This window comes from Sphingobacterium paramultivorum, assembly GCF_014109745.1.
In the GTDB taxonomy this organism is placed as follows: domain Bacteria; phylum Bacteroidota; class Bacteroidia; order Sphingobacteriales; family Sphingobacteriaceae; genus Sphingobacterium; species Sphingobacterium paramultivorum.
Window position 1 is genome coordinate 5,112,184 of the sequence record NZ_CP058555.1, and the last position, 20,856, is coordinate 5,133,039.

Annotated in this window: 13 protein-coding genes and 1 tRNA gene; 11 read left to right on the forward strand and 3 right to left on the reverse strand. The window is 40.9% G+C overall.

The genetic code is table 11. From position 1 onward, the window contains the following. Nucleotides 1–780, forward strand: a complete 780-nt coding sequence (locus HS960_RS21350) for an enoyl-CoA hydratase/isomerase family protein (protein ID WP_153844494.1) — start codon at nucleotides 1–3, stop codon at nucleotides 778–780. Nucleotides 781–952: 172 nt separating this feature from the next. Here the strand turns inward: HS960_RS21350 and HS960_RS21355 are convergent, their stop codons facing one another. Further along, entirely contained in the window at nucleotides 953–1,846 is an 894-nt protein-coding gene (locus tag HS960_RS21355; RefSeq protein WP_182330601.1) for an AraC family transcriptional regulator, read from the reverse strand. 129 nt (nucleotides 1,847–1,975) lie between these two features. On the opposite strand from HS960_RS21355, the gene HS960_RS21360 reads away from it, so the two are divergent. The 9 genes from HS960_RS21360 (at nucleotide 1,976) to HS960_RS21400 (ending at nucleotide 19,232) form a co-directional block, all read left to right on the forward strand. Continuing rightward, nucleotides 1,976–3,352 (forward strand): sugar porter family MFS transporter, encoded by a 1,377-nt coding sequence (locus HS960_RS21360; protein ID WP_153844492.1) that lies wholly within the window; start codon nucleotides 1,976–1,978, stop codon nucleotides 3,350–3,352. Nucleotides 3,353–3,406: 54 nt separating this feature from the next. Beyond that, nucleotides 3,407–6,775, forward strand: coding sequence for a DUF5107 domain-containing protein (locus tag HS960_RS21365; RefSeq protein ID WP_182330602.1), 3,369 nt, complete (start codon nucleotides 3,407–3,409; stop codon nucleotides 6,773–6,775). A 7-nt stretch (nucleotides 6,776–6,782) separates the two neighbouring features. Then, a complete protein-coding gene (locus HS960_RS21370; protein WP_182330603.1) occupies nucleotides 6,783–9,566 on the forward strand; it encodes a sugar-binding domain-containing protein in 2,784 nt (927 codons plus the stop codon). A 143-nt stretch (nucleotides 9,567–9,709) separates the two neighbouring features. After that, on the forward strand, nucleotides 9,710–10,288 hold the full coding sequence (locus HS960_RS21375) for an RNA polymerase sigma factor (protein WP_120335201.1): 579 nt from the start codon (nucleotides 9,710–9,712) through the stop codon (nucleotides 10,286–10,288). Nucleotides 10,289–10,499: 211 nt separating this feature from the next. Beyond that, the gene (locus HS960_RS21380) at nucleotides 10,500–11,672 is read left to right on the forward strand and encodes a FecR family protein (protein WP_159727559.1); all 1,173 of its coding nucleotides are present in this window, start codon (nucleotides 10,500–10,502) and stop codon (nucleotides 11,670–11,672) included. Nucleotides 11,673–11,852: 180 nt separating this feature from the next. Continuing rightward, nucleotides 11,853–15,155: a TonB-dependent receptor gene (locus tag HS960_RS21385; protein ID WP_182330604.1), complete on the forward strand. Its 3,303-nt coding sequence runs from the start codon at nucleotides 11,853–11,855 to the stop codon at nucleotides 15,153–15,155. Nucleotides 15,156–15,166: 11 nt separating this feature from the next. Next, nucleotides 15,167–17,005 (forward strand): RagB/SusD family nutrient uptake outer membrane protein, encoded by a 1,839-nt coding sequence (locus HS960_RS21390; protein ID WP_182330605.1) that lies wholly within the window; start codon nucleotides 15,167–15,169, stop codon nucleotides 17,003–17,005. A gap of 22 nt (nucleotides 17,006–17,027) precedes the next feature. After that, nucleotides 17,028–18,368: a BT_3987 domain-containing protein gene (locus tag HS960_RS21395; RefSeq protein ID WP_159727555.1), complete on the forward strand. Its 1,341-nt coding sequence runs from the start codon at nucleotides 17,028–17,030 to the stop codon at nucleotides 18,366–18,368. 240 nt (nucleotides 18,369–18,608) lie between these two features. Beyond that, nucleotides 18,609–19,232, forward strand: coding sequence for a hypothetical protein (locus HS960_RS21400; RefSeq protein ID WP_153844486.1), 624 nt, complete (start codon nucleotides 18,609–18,611; stop codon nucleotides 19,230–19,232). Between the two features lie 138 nt (nucleotides 19,233–19,370). Here the strand turns inward: HS960_RS21400 and HS960_RS21405 are convergent. Both HS960_RS21405 and HS960_RS21410 read right to left on the reverse strand, forming a co-directional pair. After that, nucleotides 19,371–19,442: transfer RNA gene (locus tag HS960_RS21405), tRNA-Glu, on the reverse strand. 110 nt (nucleotides 19,443–19,552) lie between these two features. Further along, nucleotides 19,553–20,194 carry a 4'-phosphopantetheinyl transferase family protein gene (locus tag HS960_RS21410; protein ID WP_153844485.1) on the reverse strand — a complete coding sequence of 214 codons (642 nt, stop codon included), beginning with the start codon at nucleotides 20,192–20,194 and terminating at the stop codon, nucleotides 19,553–19,555. 119 nt (nucleotides 20,195–20,313) lie between these two features. On the opposite strand from HS960_RS21410, the gene dcd reads away from it, so the two are divergent. Further along, nucleotides 20,314–20,850: a dCTP deaminase gene (gene dcd, locus HS960_RS21415; RefSeq protein ID WP_046673098.1), complete on the forward strand. Its 537-nt coding sequence runs from the start codon at nucleotides 20,314–20,316 to the stop codon at nucleotides 20,848–20,850. The last annotated feature ends 6 nt before the right edge of the window (nucleotides 20,851–20,856 follow it).

The following is a 20,856-nucleotide window of genomic DNA, read 5'->3' on the forward strand; positions in this document are numbered from 1 at the left end:
ATGGTTCAATATTCAAATTTAAAGTATGCCATTAAAGATAGTATTGGCTATGTCATCATTAATCGCGAGCCGCAACTGAATGCCTTAAATCAGGAAACGCTTGATGAATTGCAAGATATCTTCAAACATTTCAATTCCGATGATCATGTAAGGGGTATTATCCTGACTGGCGCCGGACATAAAGCATTTGCCGCGGGCGCGGATATCAAGGAATTTATGGATTTGTCTGTGATTCAGGCGCGATGGCTTAGTGAAAGAGGGCATATTATCTTTACGGATCTTATCGAAGGTTCTCCTAAGCCAGTTATTGCTGCTATAAATGGATATGCTTTAGGCGGAGGGCTGGAGATGGCTTTAGCTTGCCATATCCGTATAGCTTCTGAAAATGCCAAAATGGGACTTCCGGAGGTTTCTTTGGGCCTGATTCCGGGTTACGGAGGTACGCAGCGTTTGCCCAAATTGATCGGAAAAGGACAGGCTATGCAAATGATTTTAACTGGCGATATGATTGATGCGCAGCGAGCTTATGAACTAGGACTGGTCAATGAGGTGATCGCACAGGATAAACTAATTGCCCGAGCGGAGGAAATACTCCAAAAGATATTTACGCGCTCGCGCGTTGCAGTGGCAAATGCTATTGCAGCTATTAATGCTGCAGAGGATAGACAACAAAACGGAAATAAGTTGGAAATGGATGCCTTCGGACATTTGTTCGGAACAGAAGATTTCAAAGAAGGTGTTTCAGCATTTTTAGGGAAAAGGACACCCAATTTTGAATAATGCCGCAATACTTCGCTAAACGCTATACGTTGTGTATTGGCCGGTTTGAGTGTCGATGAAGAGTGAGAGATAGCCAAGAAAAGATGTTCGAATGGAGAGCTAATCGTTTATAACCAATCGTTTAGAGGTAACTGGTCTAGATGGCTTATGAATCCGAAGGGTTTAACCGACTTTATTTTTGATATTTTTTGCGATATTCTTGTGGCGACATTTTCATTTCTCGTGTAAACGTTTTTGAAAAATGAAAGGGGTCATAAAAGTGGAGTTTGAATGCGATTTCTTTAATCTTAAGTAGTGTAAATTGTAGATAAGAGCAAGCTCTTTGCATACGGAGTTGATTGTAATATACCATGGGTGGGTAAGATGTTTTCTGCTTGAACAAGTTAATAAGATGTGATTTGGAATAGTTGAAATGTGCTGAAATATCATCCAAATTGATATTGGTCTCCAGATTGTCTTTCATAAATATGATGATATCCTGTATGATATTGTCTACTTGAATTCGGTTACTTTCTCTAAACTGTGCCTGATATTGAATGGAAGCTAAAAAATATTGAAAGCAAAAACTCGTATACTCCAAATTTTCTGGACTGTATCCCATCTCGAGGTTTTTGTAGATGCTCTCGAAGAGCTGGATGCGGTTGGCATGTTTGTTTGAATCCGCGTCATCTATATGAATCACTTCGCCCATGATATGTTTAAAAAGAGCCGCATCTGTCCCGATGAAATGAATCCAATAGATGCTCCAGGGATCATTTGATTTTGCTCCATAGCAATGTGCACAATCTTTCGGTATTATAAATACATCGTTTCTTTTAAGGTTGTGCGTTGTTTCATCCTGTTTTATCCAACCACTTCCTTCTTCGCAATAAATCAGAATATATTCCTTACATCCTTCTTGACGATCACGGTAGTGTTTTTTTGCATTGGGATAATAGCCGATATGTGTGATGTGTAATTTTGATGTAATGCTATTGTCTGCCAGGTAATTGCAGACGGCATAGGGAAGGACAATCGCCTTTTCTCCTTTGAATCCTTCAGCGATGACATCTTGGTTTTGTTTCATAAATCGAGCTTGTTTTTGGTTATCCTTATAAAAATAGTAATATTTTACATGTTTATCGTGTTCACTTACATGATTCTCCCCAAGTAATCCATTACTTTTACCTAAGTAAATCTAAATATGTAAACTCTTATGCAAAAGACTGCGACGACTTATCTGCTATTGATCACTTTTGTGGCTGCTATTGGTGGATTTCTATTTGGATATGATTGGGTAGTTATTGGAGGTGCGAAACCATTTTATGAGGCTTATTTTCATTTGGAATCCGATCCTGCATTGCAAGGATGGGCCATGTCTTCGGCGATTGTGGGAAGCTTTGTTGGTGTACTGCTCTCGGGGGGATTGGCAGATCGCTTTGGTAGAAAACCACTGATTTATACAGCTGCAATTTTATTTATAATTTCTGCATTGGGAACCGGCATGGCGTCCGAACTTGACACCTTTATTATTTATCGGATTTTGGGCGGGATAGGTATTGGTGTAGCCTCCAATTTGGCTCCGATGTATATCGCGGAAATCGCCCCTGCAGAAAGTCGGGGAAAATTTGTATCAGTCAATCAATTAACCATTGTACTGGGCATACTTACAGCACAGGTGGTTAATTGGCTCATTGCTAAGCCGGTTTTAGCTGGAGAATCTATTCTAGAAACCTGGAATGGGCAAGAGGGTTGGAGGTGGATGTTTTGGGCAGGTGCGATCCCAGCGGTCTTTTTTTTGGTATTACTTTTCCTGATTCCCGAAAGTCCCCGTTGGTTGTATTCGAAAGGGAAGCACGAACAGGCAAAGCGCGTGTTTTTACGCATGGGTGGAGATGAATATGCAGCAGAAAATATACGATCTATTGCCGAGGCGGCTGAGCTAAGTCAGGGTAAAGCTCGAAAAAGAAATTTATTTCAGGGCAAGTTGCTGCGGTTGTTGTTGCTCGGGAGTTTTATTGCGGTCTTTCAGCAGTGGTGTGGGATTAATGTTATTTTTAATTACGCCCAAGAAATTTTTACGGCTGCTGGATATACAGTTTCGGGGATGCTTTTCAATATTATTATCACTGGAGTGATCAATGTAATTTTTACATTCATCGGCATGTATCTGGTCGATCGAATTGGTCGTCGTGCATTGATGCTCTTCGGATCGGCAGGACTTTTTGTGATTTATATTGCCTTAGGAGCTTGTTATTATTTCAATTGCAGTGGAATTTTCGTGCTTCTGCTTGTGTTAGCCGGAATTGCGGTGTATGCAATGACCTTGGCACCTGTTACTTGGGTAATCATAGCCGAAATATTCCCTACCGCTGTAAGGGCGCAGGCCATGGCGATTGCGACATCGTTATTATGGATTGCATGTTTTGTGCTCACTTATACTTTTCCTTTACTGAATCAAAATCTGGGCGCAGCTGGTACATTCTGGCTGTATGGTGGAGTCTGTTTTATTGGCTATCTGTTTCTATGGAGCCGACTGAAAGAGACCAAAGGAAAAAGCTTAGAAGAAATTGAACAAGAACTGGAAGGATAATTGGCACTAGGATAATCAACTCGACCTATATAAACCTATTAGCGTATTAAGAAAATGACAGAATTGACTCGTTACCTCATAAAATCAACAGTTGACCAGAAAGGGATCGTAAAAGCATGGGAGGAGCAGGTTGCGATTCCAACATACGAGATTGGGACGATGGAGAAGAATCCCATATTTGCCGAAAAGCGCGTATACCAAGGTAGCTCGGGGGTAGTATATCCCTATCCGATCATAGAGAAAATTAGCGATCAAAAGCGAAACAAGATCTATCAAGCGCTATTTCTTGAAAATGAATATATCAAGGTGATGATTCTTCCAGCTTTAGGTGGACGGGTTCATATGGCTTATGATAAAGTTAGAGAACGACATTTCGTTTACTATAATGAAGTTATCAAGCCCGCTTTGGTTGGGCTCACTGGTCCTTGGATTTCCGGAGGGATTGAATTTAATTGGCCCCAGCATCATCGACCGACTACTTTTATGCCAACAGAGCATTTAATCGAACACAACAGCGATGGAAGTATTACGGTTTGGTGCAACGAAATCGAGCGTATGTTTCGGATGAAGGCCATGCAGGGATTTACTTTGCATCCCGACAAAGCGTATCTGGAAATCAAGGTTCAGGTGTATAATCGGACAGCATTGCCACAAACTTTTCTGTGGTGGGCCAATCCGGCTGTTGTTGTGAATGACGACTATTATTCTGTGTTCCCTCCCGATGTCAATGCCGTTTTTGATCATGGAAAGCGAGAGGTTTCTTTTTTCCCGATTGCTACGGGGACCTATTACAAGTACGATTACTCGGCAGGTGTTGATATTGCGCAATACAAGAATATTCCTGTTCCGACATCCTATATGGCCATTCAATCGAAATACAACTTCGTTGGCGGCTATGAGGCCGGTGCTACCAATGCGGGGATGTTACATGTGGCCGACCATCACATTTCACCGGGGAAAAAACAGTGGACCTGGGGAAATGGTGACTTTGGTGTCGCTTGGGATAGAAACTTGACAGATGAAAATGGACCATATATTGAATTGATGGCTGGTGTATATACAGATAATCAGCCTGATTTTGCTTGGTTACAACCCTATGAAGTGAAATCCTGGTCGCAGTATTTTATGCCTTACGCAGAAGTCGGACAGGTGAAAAATGCAACAAAAGATGCGGTGCTCAATATGGAGATTCGGGAGCAGACCGCTCACATTGTCCTGTATACAACAGGGACCTATGAAAGTATACGTATTTTGTTACGTAATACGGCCGGTAAAATCTATTTGGACGAACAAGTGACTTGTTCTCCTCGGAATATTTATACCCAAAGTGTTGCTGTATTGGACAGTGTACCAACCGAACTCATATTGACTGTGTATGATAAAAATAACCATGAAATATTGGTCTACCAGCAAGAACAGGCGAAGGATGCCAAAGATATACCCAAACCAGCACAGGCAGCATTGCTGCCCGAAGATATTTGTTCTATCGAAGAATTGTTTTTGACAGGACAGCATCTGGAGCAGTACCGACATGCAACTTATAACCCATTGGATTATTATAAGGAAGCTCTGCGACGTGAACCGAGCGACATCAGATGTAATAATGCAATGGGCGCTTTCTTGTTGCGGAACGGTAAGATAGAGGAGTCCATTATTTATTTTGAGACCGCGATCGCTCGCGCTACGGAGCGTAATACCAATCCTTATGATGGAGAACCTTATTACAACCTTGGTGTAGCTCTGCAACTATCTGGGGATCTGAATGGAGCTTATGCAGCTTTCTACAAAGCAACATGGAATGCCGCATGGAAGGATTCTGGCTATTTTGGTTTGGCACAAATTGATGCGAAGAGAGGCGATTGGAAAGCTGCTTTGGAAAAAATAGATCACTCATTGAGCAGAAACTGGTATCACCATAAAGGAAGACAGCTGAAGGCCTCTATTTTAAGAAAACTCGGGGCAAAAGATGCCGCTTTAGCATGTATTCAAGAATCAATGGAATTGGATCCGTTTAATATGGGCTGTCGATTCGAATGGTACCTGTTAACACAAGAAGAATCGATATTTTCTCCTATTCTCGATTTAGCGCGCGTTAATATTCATAGTGTGATAGAGTATGCATTGGATTTTGCTCATGCCGGTCTGTATGAAGAAGCATCTTTACTCCTTGAAAAAACCATTGAAGACGTAACCTTAGTTTACCCAATGGTATATTATACACTAGGTTATTTCGCAACTCATTTGGGCTTGCATGACAAGGCAAAAACTTATTGTGACCAAGCCGTCGTTATGGATCCGACTTATTGTTTTCCAAATCGTTTGGAAGAGATTGCAATTCTCCGACATGCCATAGTTTTAAATAGTGCTGACGCAAAGGCCTCGTATTATTTGGGCAATCTTTGGTATGGTAAAAGACAGCATCAGGATGCTGTTGACTGTTGGGAGCATGCGATCCAACTGGATGGACAGTTTCCTACCGTTTATCGTAATTTGGCCCTAGCTTATTATAATCGGATAGACAAGAAGAAAGAAGCTGTACCCCTATTGGAGAGCGCATTTTCATTGGATGAAACTGATGCACGTTTACTCATGGAGCTTCATCAGCTCTACAAGAAGGAGGGACGCTCTTACAAAGAAAGGTTGGCGTTACTCGATCGATATCCGGATTTGGTGAAGCTTAGGGATGATCTATTCTTGGAGCGCATCACCCTGTTTAATCTCTTGGGCGAATACGAGAGCGCGAAAACGTTGCTTGCTTCCCGGCAGTTTAAGCCCTGGGAAGGAGGAGAAGGTAAGGTCTCTCGTCAATACACCATATGTCAGCTGGAATTGGCCAAAAAATCGATACTGCAAAATGAACTGCAGCAGGCGCTTTCCTTACTAAAGGCGATTGATTATTATCCACATAACCTTGGTGAAGGTAAGCTGATTACAATGGAAGAAAACGATATTCACTATTATAAGGGACTTGTCCATCGTTTATTGGGTATGGACGAAGAAGCTAAGGTTTATTTCTATAAAGCAACAGAAGGTGCTGATGAACCCCAGCAAGCCCTTTTCTATAATGATCCACAACCAGATAAGATATTTTATCAAGGTTTAGCCTGGCATGAGCTTGGTGATCCGGTGCGAGCTGAACAACGTTTTCAATGTTTAATAGATCATGGAAAGTTATTTATTGACAAGCCCTTTAAAATAGATTATTTTGCAGTTTCCTTGCCTGATATGGATATTTGGGAGGAAAATCTGGATCATAAGAATAAAATACATTGTCTGTATGTCATGGGATTGGGGTATTTGGGGAATGGAGATCGTGCTTTGGCAATGGATTATTTGGCACAAGTGCAGCAGTTAGATCCAAATCACCAAGGGAGCCAAGCCATTATACATTCTTTCTTAGGTGAAACTTCTTTAAAGAATTAATTTCAGTATGTATCGCTATATCATTGTATTCGTCATTCTATTTCAAAGTTATACCGTCTGGGCAGATGGACTAAATCGTCTTGATCTTGCAGGAGAGTGGAAAGTTCGGCTTGATCCCGAAGATATCGGTATCGAGCATGGTTGGGCTGGTAAATCGTTCGAAACATCGATTAAATTACCAGGAACAACAGATGATGCGGGTTTAGGAACCGTAAATACATTGACACCTGCTCTTGCCAAACCTCAGCTTTCGCATCTAACGCGAACACATCGTTACGTGGGGGCAGCATGGTATACACGGGAGGTTTCAATTCCGGCTGGTTGGGCAGGTAAGGAGATGATCTTAACCCTCGAGCGTGTTCTTTGGGAGTCTATGGTTTGGATCGACGGGATAGCAGTAGTACAAAAGCAACGTAGCCTTGTCAGTCCGCATGAGTTTGACTTGAGTTCACTACTGAAAACAGGAAAGAAGCATCGGTTGACAATCCGCGTAGATAACAGGAAGAAGCTCCCGATCAGCGTTGATGATATGGCGCATGCTTATACCGATCACACCCAAATTATTTGGAATGGCATTCTTGGAAAGATTGCTATTCAGGCCTACGATGCGGTGCGTCTGAAGTCTGTGTATGCGAGCCCTAATCTAGCGAAAAAGGAAATCAATCTGCAGATCAATCTCCGTAATAAACTTGCAAAGGCCGTTGTCGGTAAACTGAAAATAAAGGTAAAAGACAAAATGGGTTCCCTACCACCAGTTGAAAGAACCATTCAGCTGTCGCCAAGGGATTCAGCGATCAACCTAAACTACCTTCTTGGTGACAAACTGAAACTTTGGAGCGAATTTTCGCCGCATTTGTACGACATCAGTCTGGAATTGAAAACCGCAGATGCCGTATCAACATTGAGTACCTCAATAGGTATGCGTGAGCTCTCTACGGATGGGACCATGCTAAAAGTCAATGGTGAGCCTTTATTTTTGAGGGGAACATTGGAGTGCAGTATCTTCCCGTTAACGGGACATCCGCCGATGGATAAGGCCGGTTGGAGAAAAGTCTTTGTGACAGCACGCGAATGGGGGTTAAATCATCTGAGGTTTCATTCATGGTGTCCTCCTGAGGCGGCCTTTGCTGTTGCCGACGAATTGGGATTCTATCTTCAAATTGAGTTGCCAATCTGGGAGAATAATCTTGGTAAAGATGAGGGAGTGATGAATTTTCTCTATGAAGAGGCCGATCGAATAATGCAGACTTATGGAAATCATCCGTCCTTTTGTTTTTGGAGTATGGGTAATGAGTTGAGTGGTGATTTCAATGCGCTGAATGATCTGGTAAAATACGTAAAGGAAAAAGACAAACGGCATCTTTATACGGCAACTTCTTTTACATTCCAGCAAGGGCATGGTGTGAAGGAAGAACCCTATGATGATTATCTGATTACCCAGTGGACAGCCAAGGGCTGGGTGCGGGGACAAGGTGTATTTAATAGCGAAGCACCTACATTCAATAAAAACTACAGCAATTCTTTGGAAGGAATTTCGATTCCGGTCGTGACGCACGAAATTGGACAATATGCTGTCTATCCCAATCTCGCCGAAATCAAAAAATATAAAGGTGTTTTAAAACCATTAAACTTCATTTCTGTTGCAGAAGATCTAAAACAAAAAGGATTATTACATAAGGCCAGTGCATATACGATGTCCTCGGGGAAATTGGCAGCTATTCTGTACAAAGAGGAGATGGAAAGAGCGTTGAAGACACCGGGTATCAGCGGTTATCAGCTCCTTGATCTTCACGATTTCCCTGGTCAAGGAACGGCGTTGGTGGGCTTATTAGATGCTTTTTGGGACAGCAAACATATTCTCTCAGCGGCCGAATTTCGACAATTTAGCGCTCCAGTAGTGCCTTTACTCCAGTTTGCGAAAGCGGTATATACCAACGATGAAACGTTCGAAGCTTCTATAGATGTGAGTAATTATGGACAGGAGATTTTGAAGAATCAGGGGATTAGTTGGTTCCTGAAAGATGCGGGAAAAATAGTCGCACAAGGACATTTTCAGTCAACCATTGGAAAGGGACATCAAGGCAATGTGGGGCATGTAGAAATACCATTACAAACAATTGGACAGGCGAAGAAATTGACGATTCAACTTAAACTTGAGGGTACTTCATACGAAAATCATTGGAATATTTGGGTGTATCCTCAAAAGGTAGCCGTTGATTTTGGGGAAGTTAGCTATACGCGCGAATTGGAGGAAGCAATGCACTTGCTGAAAGAAGGGAAAAAGGTACTTTTAAATCCCGATTGGAAGAAAATAAACGGTATTGAAGGGAAGTTCGTTCCTGTTTTTTGGAGCCCGGTACATTTTCCAAAACAGGCAGGTACAATGGGCTTGCTTTGTGACCCTAAACACCCTGTATTTGCCGATTTCCCGACAGATAATCATACGGATTGGCAATGGTGGGATCTCCAAATTAAATCGACTACGATGATTACGGATCAGGTCAAAGGCGGAAATGCAGTTGTAGAGCTCATTGATAACTTTGCCAATAATAGAAGATTAGCATCTCTTTTTGAAGGAACGGTAGGATCAGGCAAGCTGATGATCGCTACGTTTGATCTGGAGGCGGATCTAACCAATAGGCCCGTTGCAAGACAGCTGTTGAGCTCCATCTTAACGTATATGAACAGTACAAAGTTTAGGCCTAAAGTGATCGAAAATCCAGCAATTCTATCGCAGGTATTGCGCTACAAAGAAGCGCAAGAAAAATCCGAACCCAAAGCGATCTATTAGTTAGAAGATCGCTTTGGAAAAATTTAATATGCTTGATTTTTTAAAATAAAGATGTTGAAATAATTGTTAACTTGGCCTTGTAATCTAATTGTTACCTGTGAAAAGCACAAAGACCAATAAACTGAAGATTGGGCGCTTTAGTTATGAGAAAAGAAAACGATGAAGCCAATTTGATCCAGGCGCTCTCTATAGGAAAGCAGGCTGTTTTACCAAAACTTTACGAACGATATGCAGACCGCATTTTCGATGTATCTTTCCACCTGTTGAAAGATACAGGCTGGAGCGAGGATGTCGTGCAGGAAGTTTTCGTGAAACTGTGGACCAATAGAGAAAGTATAAAACAGGATGTGGATCTCTGGCCCTTTCTCTATGTATTGACTAAAAGAGAGTGTTTCAATAAACTAAGAAGTATTAAACGTTCTCATTCGGCCTTTGAGCTTCTATATTACCATATTGAACATCATTCGGATAGCGCCGACGGTTTAATAGAACGAAAGGAACTTGCTGGTGAAATAGAAAATTATCTTGCCCTACTTCCTGAACAACAAAAACTTGTTTTTACATTAAGTCGAATCGAAGGAATACCTCACAATCAAATTGCAGAGGAACTAAATCTTTCTAAGAACACTGTAAAAAACCATCTTGCCAGAGCATCGAAACATTTAAAACAAGTCCGTTCTGGACGAAATCCGCTATTATCCCTATTTTTTTATTTTTTCTGAAAAAGGATTTCATTTATTGATGTATCTATATTAAGCGTCTGTTTACATTTTTTCTGGCAAGGCTTAAGATCTATTTAGAAATTATTATGGCCATAGGTGATTTCGGCTTGATCTAAAATTTTTTAAAAAAATATTTTTCAGTGTAGTCCTTTTCTGTTTTTGCGGTGTACTGTCTAAAATCAATACTTAGAAAGTACGAACCAATTTGACCATGCAAGAAGAAAGACTACGCTATTTGCTAACCCATTATTTTAGAAATACAATCTCTCGTTCGGAACTGAAAGAGATGCTCGATCAATTAGATCAGCTGGAAGAAGCTGAATTCTCCGATCTTTTTGAACGTATGGGCGAAAGAATTCCTGAACGCTCGGAGCTGTTTAACAGGGATCAGGTTTTAAATCAGATCTCAAGTCGAATAGGGGAACATCATGAAGAGATAGGAGATGAAAGAAAATCAAAGCTACGCTACATCAAATGGGGGGCGATTGCAGCTGCAATTGTTGTTTTTTGTTTTTCAATTTTGTTTCTGGTCCAGCAAAACGCGAAGGAAATAACGTCTCAACAAGCCATCTCGCCAAGGGAAATCGCCTTGCCGGAAAACGGTGCGCCTATACTTAAACTTTCAAATGGTGATCAATATTCAATTTCAGAAGAGCATCCTGAAACCTTGGATAAAAACGATCTGAGCATCGTTAAAGCAACAGATGGTACAGTAGTGTATCAAATTAGAAATAATGGCAAAGGCAAGTCTGAGATGAGAACTTTCCTTAGTCCAAAAGGTAGTGCATTAACCGTGAGGCTGATTGATGGCACACAAGTTCAACTAAACTCGGGCGCTAGCTTGACCTATCCGACACATTTTGATGATCACATCCGAACGGTATCCTTGGATGGTGAAGCCTATTTTGATGTCACTCATGACAGTAGCAAGCCTTTTATTGTTCAGACGAAACAAACCCAAATTAAAGTGTTGGGCACGCAATTCAATATCGCCTCCGATCTCAGTAAAACTAAAATCCTGACTACTTTAATCAAAGGTAAGGTTGCTGTAGCTGCAGGGCGTAATCAGCAGATTTTAACCCCAGGAATGCAGGCGCAGACTAATCTGCATACGAAACAAATTGTGGTACAGGAAGCCGACTTAAAAGAGGTTCTCGCATGGCGGGATGGCTTCTTTCGCTTTACCGAAGATAATATTGAGACTGTCTTGCAAAAAGTGGGTGAATGGTATGATATCAAGGAAGTCAAGGTGAATTCATCGTCCAGCGATAAATTTACGGGGATGATAAAGAGGACCAAAAAGCTCTCGGATTTATTGCGGCAGCTGGAAAAAATATCCAATTATAAATTTAAAATTCAGGATGGGAGGGTCCTTGTTATGTAATAAGGAGACCTTGAGCTAAAAGTAATCGGAAGTGCTCGCAACACTCCCGATCGTAGTTTAGCAATTAAATAAACCTAATTGAGTTATAAACCATTTAACACCAAACCTATACAAATGTATAAAAGGAATAGCAAAAGTTGCTTTTTTACACAAAAATTCTTTGTAAAAGCATTTATCAGGATGAAAGTATGCATACTAATCCTCATCATCTCCATGGTGCATGTTCATGCATCTAGCTTTGGTCAACAAGTGACATTGGATATAAAAAATGGACGTTTGGTGGACGTCCTGGATGAGATTCAAAAACAAACGGGGTACGAATTTTTGTACAATAACAGTTTGATCAATAAACAGAAAAGAGTGACCATTAAAGCAAATCACAAAAACTTTAAAGAGGTGCTGCAAGAGTTTCTATCGGAAAGAAATCTGACCTACGAATTGAATCTGAACACGGTATTGATTATGGCCAAAGCGGCTTCTCTGCCAGTTGCTTCCAGCTCCGCAGTGATCTTGCAGCGACGTAAAATAAGAGGGGTTGTATCGGATGTTAAGGGGATGCCATTGGAAAGTGTCACGGTTTCGGTTAAGGGGGCAAATATTGGAACGAAGACCGATGCGCAGGGGCAATTTGCCTTGGAAATTGAAGATCAGTATAAGGTGCTGCAGTTTTCGCTGGTGGGATTTCAGTCGTTTGAGCGTAATATTAGTACGTCAAATCAGCTGAATGTCACTTTGGAGCCTGCAGTAAGCGATTTGGAGGAAGCCGTTGTTGTTGCTTATGGAAAACAACGTAAAATCAGTGTGGTGGGCGCAATTAGCAGTGTTTCTCCACAGCAATTGAAAACCCCGGTCGCAAAACTTAGTAGCTCGTTGGCGGGACAGATGGCGGGGGTTGTCACGGTGCAAGGCTCGGGAGAGCCGGGCTCCGCAACTTCGTTCTGGATACGGGGGGTCAGTAGTTTTGCTGGAAGTAATAGCCCATTGATTTTAGTCGATGGTATCGAACGTCCGATGGATTTAGTTGATCCTGAGGATGTAGAGTCTTTTTCAGTTTTGAAAGATGCAACAGCCACAGCCGTGTACGGTGTAAGGGGAGCGAATGGCATTGTGATCATTACAACAAAAAGAGGAAAGAAAAGTGCCAAACCAACAATTAATGCTCGTGTCGAACGGGGGATGTTGGAGCCGACACGACTGCCGAAATTGGCCAATGCTACGCAATGGTTAGATTATTATAATGATATCAACTTTGAAGCCTCTGGTAAAGTACCATTAACACAAGAAGAAATAAATAAGTACGTGAATAAAGTGGATCCGGATGTGTATCCTAATGTGGATTGGATGCAAGAAATATTTAAGAAAAGAACGTCGAATGAACGTTTGAATGTGAATGTGACCGGAGGTGGAGATTTTATCAAATATTATGTGTCGGGTTCCTACATGAAAGAGAATGGCATCTTTCAACCTCGTAAAACATCAAACTATGATCCTTCGGTGAACTTTGACAGGATCAATTTCCGATCTAATGTAGATATCAAGCTTTCTCCTTCAACTGAGGTAAACCTAAATCTCTCCAATCAATTTGAAACAAAGAACCGTCTGGGACTAGATTTGGGAACGATGTACGAGACTATCTTGCATACAACACCAGTGGCAATTCCAACGCAATTTTCTAATGGTGCCTATACAATGAGTCCCTATTATTTTCTGAATACAACAGGATACTCAAAGGATTTTTGGAATAATGCGCAATCGCTGGTTGGCGTAACGCAAGATTTCTCAGAGTTGATCACACCTGGATTAAGAGCAAATGTCAAATTCTCTTGGGATGCTAAAAATTCGACTTCTTTGGACAGACGTAAAAATCCTATCACTTATTATGTGGATAAGACGAATGCCCGGGATAGTGATGGAAATTTGATTTTGAAAGATAATGGCGCTGGAAGCGATTATTTCACATTAAAGGATTGGCATTCTGGCGAGCGGGCAATCAACTTTGAGAGTTCATTAATGTACGACAGATTGTTTGCGGAGAAGCATCGTTTCGGGGGGCTATTTTTATTCTCTATGCGTGAGCGCACGAATAATTTTCCGGAGAACAATTATATAGCTGCGTTGCCTTATCGAAATACCGGAATTGCTTCCCGTCTGACTTATTCGTATCAGGATCGCTATTTTATCGAAGGCAACTTTGGTTATAACGGTTCAGAAAACTTTGCCCCCAAGAAGCGTTTTGGATTCTTTCCGTCCTTGGCGATGGGTTATGTGCTAAGTAATGAGCCATTCTTTGAGTCCTTATTACCCGTGATTAGCTTCTTGAAGATCCGCGGATCCATCGGTAAGATTGGTAGCGATAAAATTGATGGAAAACGTCGGTTTGCTTATAACTCGGAGATGGAAGACCGTGGAGGATATTCATTTGGTATAGGGGGGCAAAAACCATTGACTGGAATTGCCACAGGTTATCCCGGAAATCCATTGGTAGCCTGGGAGAGTGCATTGAAACGAAATATTGGTTTAGAATTGACGCTATTTAATAAATTGACCATTCAGACGGATTATTTCGCTGAGAAGCGCGATGGGATTTATATCCCACAGGAGAGTGTGCCTTCTGTTGTTGGGGTAAATGTGAAACCTTTAGTAAATATTGGTCAAATGGAGAATAGGGGTATAGAAGGATCATTGGAATTTAATCACCATCAGGGAGATTTCGGCCTTCAGATTCGTGGGAATATCACCTATAATCGTAATAAAAAGTTATTTGATGACAAACCAGTTCCCGTGTGGGCTTACCAATCGGATATCGGACAGCGTTGGGGGCAGCAACGGGGCTTGATAGCGCTGGGCTTATTCCAGTCCGAAGAGGAAATAGCACACAGTCCTGTGCAGAAATACGGAGATGGTCCGCATCCTGGAGATCTCAAGTATCGAGACATTAATGGAGATGGACAGATAACCGAGCAGGACAAGGTCGCTATAGGTGATACTGATATGCCACAGTTGACCTATGGATTTGGAACGAGTGTATCCTGGAGAGGATTTGATATTGCCGCATTTTTTCATGGTGTGGGTGAGATTACGCGAATTATTGCCGGAGGGCCCTTGTATGGGCAGACAGGCAATATCTGGAATGCAGGACAAATTTATTCCGATGTCGCAGATCATCGTTGGAGCGCTGATAACCCAAACCCGGACGCTATTTATCCGCGTATGTCTCTCAATATTGCCAATAATTCTCAGGCATCTACATGGTGGCAGCGCGATATGAGCTTTATCCGTTTAAAAAATCTGGAGTTTGGTTATACACTACCTAAACGTTGGATAGAAAAATGGAAAATGTCAACAATGCGTTTTTATGCCCAAGGAGTCAATGTTTTTACGTTCAGTAAATTCAAATTATGGGATCCAGAATTGGAAACGGTCTCGGGAAGTGGTTATCCGCAAATGCGCGTATTTAATATTGGTCTAAGTGTGATATTCTAAACGAAAAAACGATGAAAAAATATATTTACCTCTTGACTTGTCTTTTAGTACCGGTTTTCTTTGGGGCATGCAGTAAGTATTTGGATGTGGATTTGGCAAACCAGAAGACCCTTGATGAAACCTTTCAGAAGCGTACAACAACCGAACGGTATCTCGCGCAAGTATATGGTTACTTGCCCATTGAACATGATCTATTTAATAGTGAGGGGGGGAATGTGCCGCTTAGCGATGAAGCGCTGTTCTCCTGGGTAGCATGGGTACCTTGGCTCAACTTCACAAATGGAGGTTGGGGGGTGACAACAGATGATTATGCGACATGGGTACATAATTATCAAGGCATTAACCAGGCGACCATTTTTATCAATAATGTTGATAAAAACGTAGAGCTCAATGAATCTACTAAAAGTACGATGAAGGCGGAAGCCAGGTTTTTACGTGCTTATTTTTATTACCTATTGTTAAAACGCTACGGGCCTGTATTTGTTTGGGGTGATCGTGCTGCAGACGATAAGATCGATGCTAAGACAGTGGATCGCATGTCCTTGGAAGCCAACGTTAATTTTATACTCTCGGAATTTGATAAAGCAACTGCTGTATTACCTAAGGAGATTACCGATCAGGCCTGGTATGGTCGCTTGACCAAAGGTGCAGTAATGGCCGCTAAATCAGAGTTATTGTTGTACATGGCACGACCGTTATTTAATGGAGCGAAATTATATGTGGGTTTGAAGAATAGAAATGGTGAATTCCTGTTTCCTCAAACTGTTGATCCTACTAAATGGGAGCTAGCTGCCCAAGCGGCTAAAGATCTCATTGATCTAAATTTATATACCCTGTATCAGGATAATAAAGAGACGAACAACTTTCGTCGTGCGATAAAATCATATATGGGTATTTATTTTGAAAAGTGGAATTCGGAAATTATTTGGGGCCGCTGGTCAGACGATGGCTTTAATTATAATGTTCGTACCGCGCCGCCGCGAGTCGTTACGATGGGCTGGGGTGGATATGCTCCTTCATTGAAATTGGTCGATTCTTATCCAATGGCGAGCTCTGGACGTTATCCAATTACGGGCTACAGTAGCAATGGCCAACCTATTATTGATGAAAAATCTGGTTACCAAGAAACTGGATTTACAGATAACTATGTGCATCCATTGGACAATTTTGCTGCCTTTAAAGCACATAACAGTTGTGTGGGACGTGATGCACGTTTTTATGCATCTATTCTGGCGAATGGAATGTACTGGATTAATAGGTTGCATGGCGACAAAAAGGTGACGTTTTTCGATGGAGGAACATCGACCTATACCAAAACTGGCGACTGTGTAAAATCGGGATATCTCTGGCGGAGGATGAGTGACCCAACAAACGATATAGAATCTGGAAACTGGGGACAGTTTGCCTGGCCTTTTTATCGCTTGGCAGAGATATACCTCAATTATGCTGAAGCATGTAATGAAAAGCCAAACCGAAATGAAACTGAGGCCTTGAAATATGTTAATCTCGTTCGCCAACGCAGCGGATTGAATAAATTGGAGGAGGCTTATCCTGAAGTCTTGGGAAATAAAGAATTGCTTCGAGGACTTCTTCGTAAAGAGCGCATGGTAGAAATGGCTTTTGAAGGACATCGCTATCCGGATTTAAGAACATGGATGATTGCAGAACAGGAAATGAATGAACCTTATTACACACGCAATGTTGCAGCGACAACCTATGAGACTTCATGGGAACGCACAAAAGATGTCTTCCCTGGCAAACGGGTATTTCAAGCAAAACACTATTTCTTTCCGATACATCAGCAGCAACTGAGTGAGATGGTCAACATGACGCAAAACTATGGATGGTAGTACTTATTTACTAATACAGAAAATGATGAGAAATTGTATTTCCTATTGTATTTTCCTACTGACATTGGTTTTGATGAATGGATGTCAAAAGGATGATCGAATGAATAATATGGTCGATGACACCATTTATTTCAGAGACTTTAAAGAGAATAAAATAACGGTATTTGACTGGGGAAAGTTTGATTATAATGTAACTGTTGTGAAGGCTGGAATTGGACAGCAGGAAGCAAAGGTCAACTTTAAGATTGACGAAGCTTATCTAGCGGCATATAATGCGCAAGAGGGTACAAACTATAAGTTGCTCCCCCCAGATTGCTATAAAATCGACAATACCGCTTTAGAATTTTCAAAAAAAGACTATTTACATGATATAGCAATTGTTTTTGATAGCGAACGTATAAAAGCGTTGCAGGGAAAGTATAAGGAGTTGTATGTGCTTCCCTGTCGTATTGAAGCTGAAGGATTGCATGCGCTGAAACCTGAAATGGCAACTACATTGCTCATCCCCAACGTTAAAGATCCTTTTTTGGAGTTCACATCGCCAGGACTGCAGCTGGATCAAATCAAATTAAGCCCCACTAGTGCTGAACAAGTTATAGGAGAAGCTACATTGGTGACAAACTATCCTAATCAATGGAATCTTGACTACGAAATTGAAGTAGATCCCATGATTTTGGATGATTACAATGGGACGGTATCAGATGATAAGAAGTTGAAATTACTGCCGAAAGCGGCTTATCAGCTTTTGCCTGCACCTTATAAAATTGCTGAGAAGGAGAATAAAGCGAGTTTCTCATACACCATTCAAAAAAAGGGACTTATTGATGGATCAACCAATTTATTCGGAGAATATGCTTTGCCTTTACGGATTAAGTCTGTTTCAAAAAATAGTATTAACCCCGTTGCTTCGACAATATTAGTTCCTGTTTCATTTCAGCCGCCGGATATTCCACGTAGTGGCTGGAAGGTCATCGCTGCTTCTTCCGAATGGATTGGCGGTGGTGAAAAGGAAAATATACTGGACGGAAACCCAGATACTTTCTGGCATAACATATGGATGGGCGGAGAACCACCGTTGCCACATTACGTGATTATAGATTTTGGCAAAGAATATAATGTGATGATGATTGAATTGACAAGGCGACTTTGGAATAATGATTTAAAAGTTGTTGAGTTTTCGGCTAGTAATGATAATAAAACATATGTTCCATTAGGAAAGATTGATTTTGGAACAAATAGTCCCAAATCAACGTTGGCCGTTAATGTTCCGACAACAAAAGCCCGTTATTTAAAATGTACAGTAACAGCAAGTAATCGTCCTCCTTCATCCGCTATAGCAGAAGTATATGTTAAAGGACTATAAAATGCATCCGAGATTAGACATAATACAACTTCAAGTATAGTCTAGCTTGCAATCTGGTAGAGCTGAAAGTCACTCCATTTTCCGGAGTGACTTTTTTACTTTTTTAATATTTGTTCTTATTTGATACTTTTGCGCTGAATTAGGTGATGCTGAATGGCCTAAGCCGGAAGTTTCGACTTCCCTAGTATATTTATTTGTCAAGCAGCTATCCTTTATACCGAGCTATATTACTACATTATAATGAATAACTTTTTAGAACTCAATAAGCATAAATTCTTCTTAGCATTCAAGATATTATCGTTAAGTTTTACCGTACTCTTTGTTATCCTTCCCATGGCAATTTCTATTGCGAATGGAGATTATCCTACCTGGACTCTTTTCATCAGCGTTTTTCTGTTAGGGTCCGTTATATTCCCTCTTTTCTTAGTCGGAATGACTTACTTGACCTGGCTGAATAAAATATGGGTTAAGAAGAAAGCACTTAATATACAGCCATTCGATGAATTGGATCGGATAGGATTTGCTACAGCCTATATTAATGAAAAATCGAAATGGAATTTTACCGAAGAAATCAAAGAGATTGTAATTGATGGTTATCGAATACAGTTCAATGTAATCATGGGATTTCCGAGTAATATTGAATTTAGGGCTTTAGTTAAGCATCCAAAAGTAGAAAGAGAACGCTTTATGGCTTTCGTGGCAAGTTCCAAGCAGGATAGAATATATTTAGACATTGATTCATTAATTAAAGTTTACTCGCCTAAAAAGGTAGACAATTTGACGATCGAACAATTAAAAGCTGAACTGATACAATTTGCACAGGTAATGCGGCTTGAAAATTTTGAACCTTTAGATAGGAAGTAAAACAACTAAGCTGTATGCTTTTGACTACGCTGGTAATAGATTTCTATTGATTTTTTTGAGAGGCAATATGCTTATCAAAGGCATTAAAAAGGTGTAGGCTTTAAATAGAAAAAGCGACTCTTTTGAAGTCGCTTTTTGTAGCCCGTAGGGGAATCGAACCCCTGTTTCAAGAATGAAAATCTTGCGTCCTAACCCCTAGACGAACGGGCCATATCGTTTTCGATGATGCAAATATAGAAGCTTTTTCAAAAAGCGCAAAAAAAAAGTGCTGTTTGGATGCTAATTCATTGAAATTGAGAAAAATTATTTTTTTAAAGGACCTATTCTACAGCGTAGGCGAGCATATATTCATTAAACTTCTCGTAATATACATCATAAATATGTTTATTTTGATCGCTGTCGAGTTCAAGTTTTAATATGCCTTGTGTTTGGTATTCGAATGGTTGTATGGTCATGTTGTTCAAGAAGGAGACCCCCGCATTGCCTTGAAGTTTATAAATCGCTTCTTTGGCGCACCAGCAAGCATAAAGCTGCTCATATCGGCTCTCATCTTGGGCGATGAATGCAAGCTCCGCAGGTTTTAGGAACTTATGTTGGATGCGCTCTACTTTTGTTTTGATGATTTCCATGTCGATACCAACTTCACCTTTTGTACTGATCATAGCTGCTGCATAATCAAATGAGTGTGAAAGTGATATTTTTTGGGGAAAATTAGCGAGATAAGGCTTGCCATTTGCATCCGAAGGACATTCGATATAACGGGATGTGTTCAATAGGGTTCGCAGGAGAACACGTGTGGCAAGCCAATGTAACCGTCTTTTCCCTTTATTGAAGGACCCTAATTTTGCTTTTTCACGTTCATCCAATTGAAGTTTCGACAGTAAATCGTCGTCCGATTCCTCAATTCGCCAAATTGCAAATTTGGTTTGATTATCAATTTCACGTAGATACACTAGACTCATACCCAAATTTAAAAAACAAATCCCAGATTTTTGTTTGGAAAAATGAAGTAAAATTAGTGGGAGAACTGTATTTTTGAATTTGTATAGCATTGCCTGACGCTTTTGCTATTTTGATACACATGATTTTATCTGATAAAAGAATTCTCGAAGAGATTGAAAATGGCAGTATTGTCATTCAACCATTTGATCGTAAATGTTTGGGAACAAATTCCTACGATGTGCATTTGGGGAAATATTTGGCAACGTATGCAGACCGTGTCCTTGATGCCAAGAAACACAATGAAATTCAGCATTTTGAAATCCCGGAAGAAGGGTTTGTATTGGAACCCAATACCCTTTATTTAGGCGTTACGCAAGAGTATACCGAAACGCATAAGCATGTTCCTTTTTTAGAAGGCAAATCGAGTACTGGTCGCTTAGGGATAGATATCCATGCAACTGCAGGAAAGGGTGATGTCGGTTTCTGTAATACCTGGACCTTGGAAATTTCGGTTGCCCAACCTGTTCGGGTTTACGCGGGAATGCCTATTGGACAATTGATCTATTTTGCTGTAGAAGGCGATATCGAAACATTTTATAATACCAAAGGTAACGCAAAATACAATGGCAAGACCATCCGCCCGGTGGAATCCATGATGTGGAAGAATAATTTCTGATGCGGA